The sequence below is a fragment of the Streptomyces sp. NPDC006265 genome (assembly GCF_040613555.1).
Lineage (GTDB): Bacteria > Actinomycetota > Actinomycetes > Streptomycetales > Streptomycetaceae > Streptomyces.
The window spans coordinates 1-8,060 of the sequence record NZ_JBEXSH010000390.1 but is presented as its reverse complement, the minus strand read 5'-3'; the positions used below and the strand labels follow the sequence as shown (position 1 = coordinate 8,060).

The following is an 8,060-nucleotide window of genomic DNA, read 5'->3' as shown; positions in this document are numbered from 1 at the left end:
GGTGCAGTGCGCCGTCCGCGGCGCGTGTCCGATCTGTAGGGAATGTGATCATGCGGCCGTAGTAAGAGGAGAACTGCGCCTCGGGCACCGTGGGCTGCTCGCCGCGTCCGCGGCGGCGCCGCCGACGCCCGGTCTCCACTCCCGTGACGGCCTCCCGCCCGGGCTGCGCGCCCTTGATCCCGTTCCGGGTCACGTCCGATCCGGTCATCGTGGCCTCCTGAGGAAACTGGCGACGGCCACCGCGGCGAGCGAGGCGGCGGCCATCGCCGCGTGCCGCCACATGTCCGGCAGGTCGCGGGTCGTGACGACCGGGTCGGGCGGCAGGCCGTAGACCTCGGGCTCGTCCAGGAGCAGGAAGAAGGCGCCGTCGCCGCCGACACCGTCCTCGGGACTCTCGCCGTACAGCCGGGCCTCGGGAACACCGGCCGCCTGCAGCTGCTCAACCCGCCCCGACGCCCGTTCCCGCAGCTCCTCCAGCGGCCCGAACTGGATGGAGTCGGTGGGGCACGCCTTGGCGCAGGCCGGTTCCATGCCGACGCCGAGCCGGTCGTAGCACAGGGTGCACTTCCAGGCACGCCCGTCGTTCGGGCGCAGGTCGATGACGCCGTACGGGCAGGCGGGCACACAGTAGCCACAGCCGTTGCAGATGTCCTCCTGGACGACGACCGTGCCGAACTCGGTGCGGAACAGCGAACCGGTGGGGCACACGTCGAGACAGGCGGCGTGTGTGCAGTGCTTGCACACGTCCGAGGACATCAGCCAGCGCAGCTCGGTGCGTCCGTCGGGGGACGCGGGTGAGATCTGCCCGGCGGGCGCACCGGCCGGTGCCTGGTCCGGCGGGGGCGCGCTCGCTCCGGGGCCGGGGGAGGAGGGGGAACTGTCCAGGCGTCGGGCGGCGTCGAAGACGTCGAGGTCCTGGTGGGCGACCCCGGATTCCTGGCCGCCCAGTGACGTGCGCTGCTCGATGAAGGCGACGTGCCGCCAGGTGTCCGCGCCGAGTCCCTGCGTGTTGTCGTAGGACATGCCGGTCAGTTCCAGGCCGTCCTCCGGGATGGCGTTCCACTCCTTGCACGCCACCTCGCAGGCCTTGCAGCCGATGCACACGGACGTGTCCGTGAAGAAGCCCATGCGGGGCGGGGTGTCGCTGTCGGGCATGCCCGCCACCTCCTCGCTCACTCGTCGGAGTCGTCGCCCTCACCGGACCCGCCCGTACGGCGTCGACACGCTCGCGCTGCCACTCGGTGGCGGGCATCTCGACCCGCTTGCCGTAGTACCAACGGCTCAGGCCGTTGCGGATCCGATGCTTGTGGAACCAGCGCCAGGCCTCCGTCCCGTGTGCGCGGGGACGTGGTTCGTCGCGCACCAGGATGCGGTAGGTCTCGTCCCTGGTCGGCAGGATCCGTGCCTGCTGGTAACCGCCCACGGCGGTCATACGCACCTCGGGGACGGTCTGTCCGTCCAGGAGACGGCGCCGGTCGGCCGCCTGGAGGCCCAGACACGCCCGCTTGGTCACCGGATACGCCAGGAGGGGGACGGCGAAGAACGCGGCACGGAAGGAGTACGTCAGCATCTCGAACGGCACCTTGAACACATAGGCCAGGACGTCCTGTCCGCCCGCCGCCAGCAGCACGGCATAGGCAGACAAGCCCGCGACACCGATGGCGGTGCGTGTCGGCTGGTTGCGAGGCCGGTCGCACAGGTGCTGTTCCGGCCCCGGCCCGCTGATCCAGCGTTCCAGGAACGGATAGGCGTAGAGGAGCAGGAACAGGGTCACGGGCAGCACCACGCCCGGCAGGAAGACACCTCACTCGATCGTGTGGCCGGCGACGTTCGTCTCCGCCGCGGGCATGATGCGCAGGGCGCCCTCGACGAAGCCCATGTACCAGTCCGGCTGCGCGTCCAGGGAGACCTGGTCGGCACGGTACGGTCCGAAGCTCCAGATCGGGTTGATCTGCAGCAGCGCGCTCATCGCGGCCAGAACGCCCGCCCGCCAGGGTCAGGAGCAGGCCGACTGACTTCGCCGTGTACTGCGGGACCATCGGCTTGCCGATCACGTTCTGGTTGGTGCGGCCGGGCCGGGCCCACTGGGTGTGCTTGTGGTAGATGACGAAGCCCAGATGGACCGTGACGAGGGCGATGATCAGCCCGGGGATCAGCAGGATGTGGGCGGCGTACATGCGCGGGATGATCTCGTGCCCCGGGAACTGGCCGCCGAAGATGAAGAACTGAAGGTACGTGCCGACCACGGGGACGGACAGCACGATGCCCTCGGCGGTACGCAGCCCGGTGCCGGACAGCAGGTCGTCCGGTAGTGAGTAACCGCAGAAACCCTCCAGCACCGCGAGCCAGAAGAGAGTCACGCCGATCGTCCAGTTCACCTCCCTGGGCCGTCGGAAGGCGCCCGTGAAGAAGATGCGCAGCATGTGCACGCCGATCGCGGCCACGAACACCAGCGCCGCCCAGTGGTGCATCTGGCGGATCAGCAGCCCACCGCGGATGTCGAAACTGATGTGCAGCACCGACGCGTACGCCTCCGACGTCGGCACGCCCTGCAGGGGCACGTACGAGCCCGTGTACGGCCGCTCCGCCATGTCGGGATGGAAGAACAGGGTGAGGAAGACGCCCGTCACCACCAGCACGACCAGGCTGTACAGGGCGATCTCACCCAGCAGGAAGGACCAGTGGCCAGGGAAGGCCTTGCGCAGGAACTCCTTGCCCGCCGAGCTGAGCGGCAGACGCTTGTCGAGGGCGCTCGCCATCCGTTCCCCGCGCGCGGCCGGGCGGATCGCTCCGTTCTCGTCAGGCAACGCCACCGTTTCCACCCTCCTGCCACTGGATCCGTGCCGCTGCTGGCCGTGATCAGGCGTCGACCGCTCGTTTTCGAGCCTGGCACGGGTGCCCCGGGCGCGCGCAGCCGAAACGGCACCGGAGGGGCAGCGAGGGTCCGCCGGACGACAGGTGAGGAGCGGGCGCGCGGAGCCGGCCACCTGGCCCGTGCGCGAGGAGCGATCATGTGCCGGTTTGGTGGTGCGGGCTCGGGGCAACCCGGTCGGCGACGGTCGGTCTGCGATGCAGGAGGTCCACGTGGCGAGCGTCTGCGATGTCGTAGCGGCACGTCTGCGGGCGTGGGAGGTGGACCGCGTGTTCGGCTTCCCCGGACGGGACGTCGACGCCCTGGTGGCGGCGCTGACCCGCGAGAGCCCCGAGTTCGTGCAGGTACGGCACGAGGAGTCGGCCGCCCTGATGGCCTGCGCCCACGCCAAGCTCACCGGACGGGTCGGCTGCTGCCTGGCTCCGTCCGGCATCGGCGCCCTGCATCTCCTCGGCGGCCTGTACGACGCGGCCCTGGACCGCGTGCCGGTGCTCGCCCTGGTCGGAAAGGAGCCCGCGCCCGCCGACCACGGCAAGCCACTGCGCACCATCGGCAGTACGGACCTCCTCGCCGAGGTGTCCGAGTACTGCGATCCGGTCTCCGACCCGGCCCTGATGGGGGAGGCACTCGACCGTGCCCTCGGGGCGGCGGTAGGTGACCGCGGGGTGGCCACGCTGATCGTGCCCCGCACCGTCCTGGAGGCCCAGGCGCCTGCGTCCTCTGGTGCCGAAGACGCACGTGCCCCCCAGCTGCGGCACCCGGCGCTGCGGTCGCCCGAGAAGCGGGACCTCGTGCGCGCGGCCGAGGTCCTCAACGCCGGCCGCAAGGTCGCGGTCGTCGTAGGGCGAGGTGCCGTCGGCACCTGCGGCCAGGTTGTGGCCGTCGCCGAGCTCGTCGGAGCGGCCGTCGTCAAGACGCCGTCCGCTCGCGATGTCGTGCCGGATGATCTGCCGTACGTCGCGGGGGTGGCGGCGCCCCGCGGCAGTGCGGCCGCGGCCGCGTTGCTCCGGGACTGCGACACCCTGCTGCTGGTCGAGGCCGACGACTTCGATGCCGCCTCGGTGCCGGAAACCGGCCGGAGCCGGGCCGTTGTCGTCGGCTCGGGCGCGGCGGCCGCGCCGGACGGTCATGCCGAGCCCGCCGTCATCCGGGTGACCGGGGATGCCACCGTGACCCTGGACGCCCGGCCTTCCCCCGACCGCCCGGTGATCGCCCTGATCGGCGACGGCGCTCTCCAAGCCGGGGGCATGAACGAACTGATCACGGTTCGACGGCACTTGGAACGGCTCGCCGACCTGCCGCCGTCGATCTTCTGCGTCCTCAACAATGAAGATCTGAGCCGACTGACGTGGGAACGCCGCACAGCCGCTCAGAACCCGCGCATCCCGGTCACCGGCGAGGTTCCTACTGTCCCGTACGCGCGGTACGCCCGCCTTCTGGGCCTGCCCGGCCTGTGCTGCGACCGGCCAGGGAGGGTGGGCGCTGTCTGGGAGGACGCGCTGGCCGCGCGTGGACCGATGCTGCTGGAGTTCATGGTGGACGGGGACACACCGCTGGACTGGGCCGAGCCGCTGGATGGACGGACGAGCGCTCTGGCGTCCGGAAGGCCGCGTGAGCCGGTCGGGCGCCCCGCCACGGGGCTGTGTGCACCCGGGGTGGGTGCACACAGCCCCGTGGGACCCCGCCGGGCACCTGCACCTGTGCCAGCGTGGATGCGATGTTCCCCCTGAACGCCGTCAAGGTGCAGACGGCCGCGACGGCGCGACGAGTGCTGCCGCCCGTGGCCGGTACGGCCTGGCGATTGTTCCGCCGAGGGACAGCCGCCGAGAAGGAACGTCACATCCGCAGTCCGTCCGGTGACGGCAGGTGGCGCGGGACCTCAGCTCAGCTCGGCGAGCAGTTCGTTGCAAGCCTGTTCGCAGTTGCGGCAGGCCTCGGCGCAGATCCGGCAGTGATCGTGCATATCCGCGTGGCTGCCGCATTCCTCCGCGCAAGCCTTGCAGGCGGTGGCGCACGCCTGGACGACGGCTCGGCTGATGTTCGCGTCGTAGCCGGTGTGGCGCGAGAGCACCGATGCCGTGGTGTTGCAGATGTCCGCGCAGTCCATGTTCGTGCGGATGCACTTGGTCAGCTCCTCGACCATGCGCTCCGACAGACAGGCGTCCGCACATGCGGTACACGCCTGCGCGCAGGCGATGCACTCCTGGATGCATTTCGCCATTGCCTCGCGGTCTACGCCGCCCAGGTCAGCGGGGTAGGTGTCCAGCATTTCCTTGACCGATGTGGTCATGCCTCATCGCCTCACAAGTAGGTCTTGTGCCATGGTGCCGTACGCCGTAGTGAGCGGGCGGCGGTAGTAGGGGCCGGGTTTCACCGGGGCAGGGCCACGAAACCGGCGACTCTGTGTGCGGCTGGCTCGATTCACGCACACCGTGCCTGCCGGCCCGCGTCGCGCCGGGCTGAACCTGGCGCGCCCCCCCCCGCAGCCGGGGGCGCCGCCCACGCGGGGTGCGGCACCCTCCCGGAGGTTGCCCGACTGCCTGTCGCACGGCGAGCGCACAAGATGACCTTTGCATAGGCTAAAGAAGAGAGGGGACTTGTGAGACCGGCCCATCCTCACCGACAGCCAGAGGGATCAGCATGAAGCCCGACAGCATCCCCGCTGAACCCATCGAGCAGGGGGACGTGTTCTCCTCCCCTGAGCACATCGATGAACTTGTGTGCAGCGTCGCCGATCTGCCCCCCGGGCCCGAGCGGCAGGTGGCGCGCGAACGGGTCACCGGACAGCTCATGCCCCTGGCCCGTCGCATCGCCGGGAAATTCCGCATCACCGGCGGTGAGGACCTGGAGGACCTTTTCCAGGTCGCTTGTCTGGGACTCGTCAAGGCCATCGACCGCTACGACCCACACAGGGGGCATGCCTTCCTGTCCTACGCAGTGCCCACCATCACCGGGGAACTGAAGCGCCACCTGAGAGACAGGAGCGGCCTGGTGCGCCTGCCCCGCCAGGTCCAGGAAGCCCGTCAGCGTGTGTGGCGGGCGCGGGAGGAACTGCAACAGCGCACACAGGGGGATGCGCCGACACCTGCGGAGATCTCAGAAGCCTGCGGCCTGCCCGAGGAAGCGGTACAGGAGGCGATGCGCTCGGAAGGGGCGCGGGTGGGAGCGGTCCAGCCGGGTCGGCACCCCTGACCGACCCGGACCGTCGGTTTCCTGCGGCTTGATCCAAACGGCAGGCCCCGGGCCGGCAGCCCGCTCTGGTGCGGCCGGCCCCGGAGACGGCGCCCCTGAGGCCGCGACAAGGCACGCCGAGGAGGACCGCGTTACGCGCGGCGTGGCGGAGACCAGGCGGGCCGGGGCTGACCCCGCAGACCCGGGCGGGCGACTCGTGTGCCCCGTTTGCCTGCGAGACGGCAGGGATACCCACCCGGCGTCGCCCCGCCGGAGAACGAGAAAGGACGAACCATGGGTCACGGAGGAGACATCATCGCGGAGCTGGTGACTGATCATCGCGAGGTCGAGGAGCTGTTCGGGAAGATCGAGGCCTTGGCACCTGGGGAGAAGCAGCGCAAGGAGTACGCGGACCAGGCCGTGATCGAGCTGGTGCGGCACTCGGTGGCTGAAGAGGCCTACCTGTACCCGGCAGTGCGCGAGATCCTGCCGGACGGCGACTCCGTCGCCGGCAAGGAGATCGAGGACCATGCCGAGGCCGAGCGGACCATGAAGGAACTCGAAGGCGTTGACGCCGACGACCCGGAGTTCGCCCGGCTCATCGGCGAACTGATGACTGAGATCCGCTCCCACGTCCGAGACGAGGAGGACAACCTCTTCCCCCGGCTGCGGGCGGCGGCCTCCGAGGAGGAGCTGATGAAGCTGGGGGACAAGGTGCGTCACGCCAAGAAGACCGCACCGACCCGGCCGCCCCCCTCCGCTCCGGACACCCCTCCCGCCAACAAGCTGCTGGCCCCAGGGGCGGGCCTGGTCGATCGTGTCAGGGACGCCCTGACCGGCCGCGGAAAGGGATCCTGACCCGGGCACCGCGCCCGTCCGACCCGGTCCGGCCAAGACAGCCCTGGAGGCGGGACAAGGGGGGCGTGGCCGCCCGCGCGTCTCAATGGCCCAGGTGAAAGGTTGCTCATGGACCCCGTCGAACTGCCCCTGCCCGTCGTCCGCCTGCCGCAGGCCCGCGCCGCCGGTGACATCGACGTCGACGCCCTGGAACACGACCTGCGGGCGGGCGTCGACGGCGAGGTCCGGTTCGACACGGGTCCTGCGCGGCGTACGCGACGGACGCCTCGAACTACCGGCAGGTGCCCATCGGCGTCGTCGTCGTTTCCCTGGGAACCGGAGACCGCCTTCTCCTACCCACACGACGACGGCCGGTTCAGCCGGGCCGCGGGCCGCTGCGTGGGCGTCGGCAAGTGCCGCTCCTCGCAAGGTGGCGTGATGTGCCCCAGCTACCGGGCCACCCGCGAGGAGGAGCACTCCACCCGGGGACGGGCCCGCCTGCTGTTCGAGATGGTGCGCGACGACTCGCCCGTCCCGCCCGACTGGCGTTCCGACGCGGTGCACGACGCGCTCGACCTGTGTCTGGCCTGCAAGGGCTGCAAGACGGACTGCCCGGTCAACGTCGACATGGGCACCTACAAATCGGAGTTCCTGCACCACCACTACAAGCGGCGGCTGCGGCCCCTGGCGCACTACTCGACGGGCTGGCTGCCCGCCGTGGCCCGCCTCGTGGTGCCGGTGTCCCGCACCGTCAACGCGCCCGTCTCCCTGCCGTGGGTTGCCCGGCTTGCCAAGGCGGCCGGCGGCATCGCCCCCGAGCGGGGCGTGCCCCTCTTCGCAGAGCAGCGGTTCACCGACTGGTGGCAGGAGCGGGGTGGAGGCCCACGGTGCAGGGCACCGGGGCGAGGTCGTGGTGTGGCCCGACACCTTCACCGACCACTTCACCCCCTCGATCGGCCGGGCCGCCGTCGAGGTCCTGGAAGCCGCGGGTTTCCGGGGCAAGGTGCCCGACGTGGCCGTGTGCTGCGGACTGACCTGGATCTCCAGGGCAGCTCGACGTGGCCAAGCGGCTCCTGGGACACACCGTCGAGGTGCTCCGCGAGGACCTGCGCCGGGGCACCCCGGTGGTGGGCCTGGAACCCAGCTGCACCGCCGTCTTCCGGTCCGGCGCGGCGGAAAC

General features: G+C 70.7%; 6 protein-coding genes and 3 pseudogenes. 4 read left to right on the top strand and 5 right to left on the bottom strand.

Annotated elements, in window-relative coordinates; all coding sequences use genetic code 11:
* The 4 genes and pseudogenes from ABZ281_RS27660 to ABZ281_RS27645 all read right to left on the bottom strand — a co-directional run.
* Window positions 1-208 (bottom strand): annotated as a pseudogene (locus ABZ281_RS27660) (polysulfide reductase); the annotation flags it as partial.
* Window positions 205-1,155, bottom strand: a complete 951-nt coding sequence (locus ABZ281_RS27655) for a 4Fe-4S dicluster domain-containing protein (RefSeq protein WP_356659721.1) — start codon at window positions 1,153-1,155, stop codon at window positions 205-207. The pseudogene ABZ281_RS27660 and the gene ABZ281_RS27655, both read right to left, overlap by 4 nt.
* A 649-nt stretch (window positions 1,156-1,804) precedes the next feature.
* Entirely contained in the window at window positions 1,805-1,969 is a 165-nt protein-coding gene (locus tag ABZ281_RS27650; protein WP_356659723.1) for a hypothetical protein, read from the bottom strand.
* 85 nt (window positions 1,970-2,054) lie between these two features.
* Window positions 2,055-2,759 (bottom strand): annotated as a pseudogene (locus tag ABZ281_RS27645) (cytochrome b); the annotation flags it as partial.
* Between the two features lie 325 nt (window positions 2,760-3,084).
* Between ABZ281_RS27645 and ABZ281_RS27640 the strand changes: the two are divergent.
* Window positions 3,085-4,602, top strand: a complete 1,518-nt coding sequence (locus tag ABZ281_RS27640; RefSeq protein ID WP_356659719.1) for a thiamine pyrophosphate-binding protein — start codon at window positions 3,085-3,087, stop codon at window positions 4,600-4,602.
* Window positions 4,603-4,751: 149 nt separating this feature from the next.
* Here the strand turns inward: ABZ281_RS27640 and ABZ281_RS27635 are convergent, their stop codons facing one another.
* The gene (locus tag ABZ281_RS27635) at window positions 4,752-5,162 is read right to left on the bottom strand and encodes a four-helix bundle copper-binding protein (protein ID WP_356659717.1); all 411 of its coding nucleotides are present in this window, start codon (window positions 5,160-5,162) and stop codon (window positions 4,752-4,754) included.
* Window positions 5,163-5,512: 350 nt separating this feature from the next.
* Here ABZ281_RS27635 and ABZ281_RS27630 point away from each other — a divergent pair, with 350 nt between their 5' ends.
* From ABZ281_RS27630 to ABZ281_RS27620, 3 genes and pseudogenes are all read left to right on the top strand, one after another.
* Window positions 5,513-6,064, top strand: coding sequence for a sigma-70 family RNA polymerase sigma factor (locus tag ABZ281_RS27630; RefSeq protein ID WP_356659715.1), 552 nt, complete (start codon window positions 5,513-5,515; stop codon window positions 6,062-6,064).
* Window positions 6,065-6,337: 273 nt separating this feature from the next.
* The gene (locus tag ABZ281_RS27625; RefSeq protein WP_356659713.1) at window positions 6,338-6,901 is read left to right on the top strand and encodes a hemerythrin domain-containing protein; all 564 of its coding nucleotides are present in this window, start codon (window positions 6,338-6,340) and stop codon (window positions 6,899-6,901) included.
* A gap of 315 nt (window positions 6,902-7,216) precedes the next feature.
* A pseudogene (locus ABZ281_RS27620) lies at window positions 7,217-8,060 on the top strand ((Fe-S)-binding protein); the annotation flags it as partial.

Coding starts and splice junctions, on each gene's coding strand:
- ABZ281_RS27655 (WP_356659721.1), bottom strand. CDS start 1,155: ATGCCCGACAGCGACACCCCGCCCCGCATGGGCTTCTTCACGGACACG.
- ABZ281_RS27650 (WP_356659723.1), bottom strand. CDS start 1,969: ATGAGCGCGCTGCTGCAGATCAACCCGATCTGGAGCTTCGGACCGTAC.
- ABZ281_RS27635 (WP_356659717.1), bottom strand. CDS start 5,162: ATGACCACATCGGTCAAGGAAATGCTGGACACCTACCCCGCTGACCTG.
- ABZ281_RS27630 (WP_356659715.1), top strand. CDS start 5,513: ATGAAGCCCGACAGCATCCCCGCTGAACCCATCGAGCAGGGGGACGTG.
- ABZ281_RS27625 (WP_356659713.1), top strand. CDS start 6,338: ATGGGTCACGGAGGAGACATCATCGCGGAGCTGGTGACTGATCATCGC.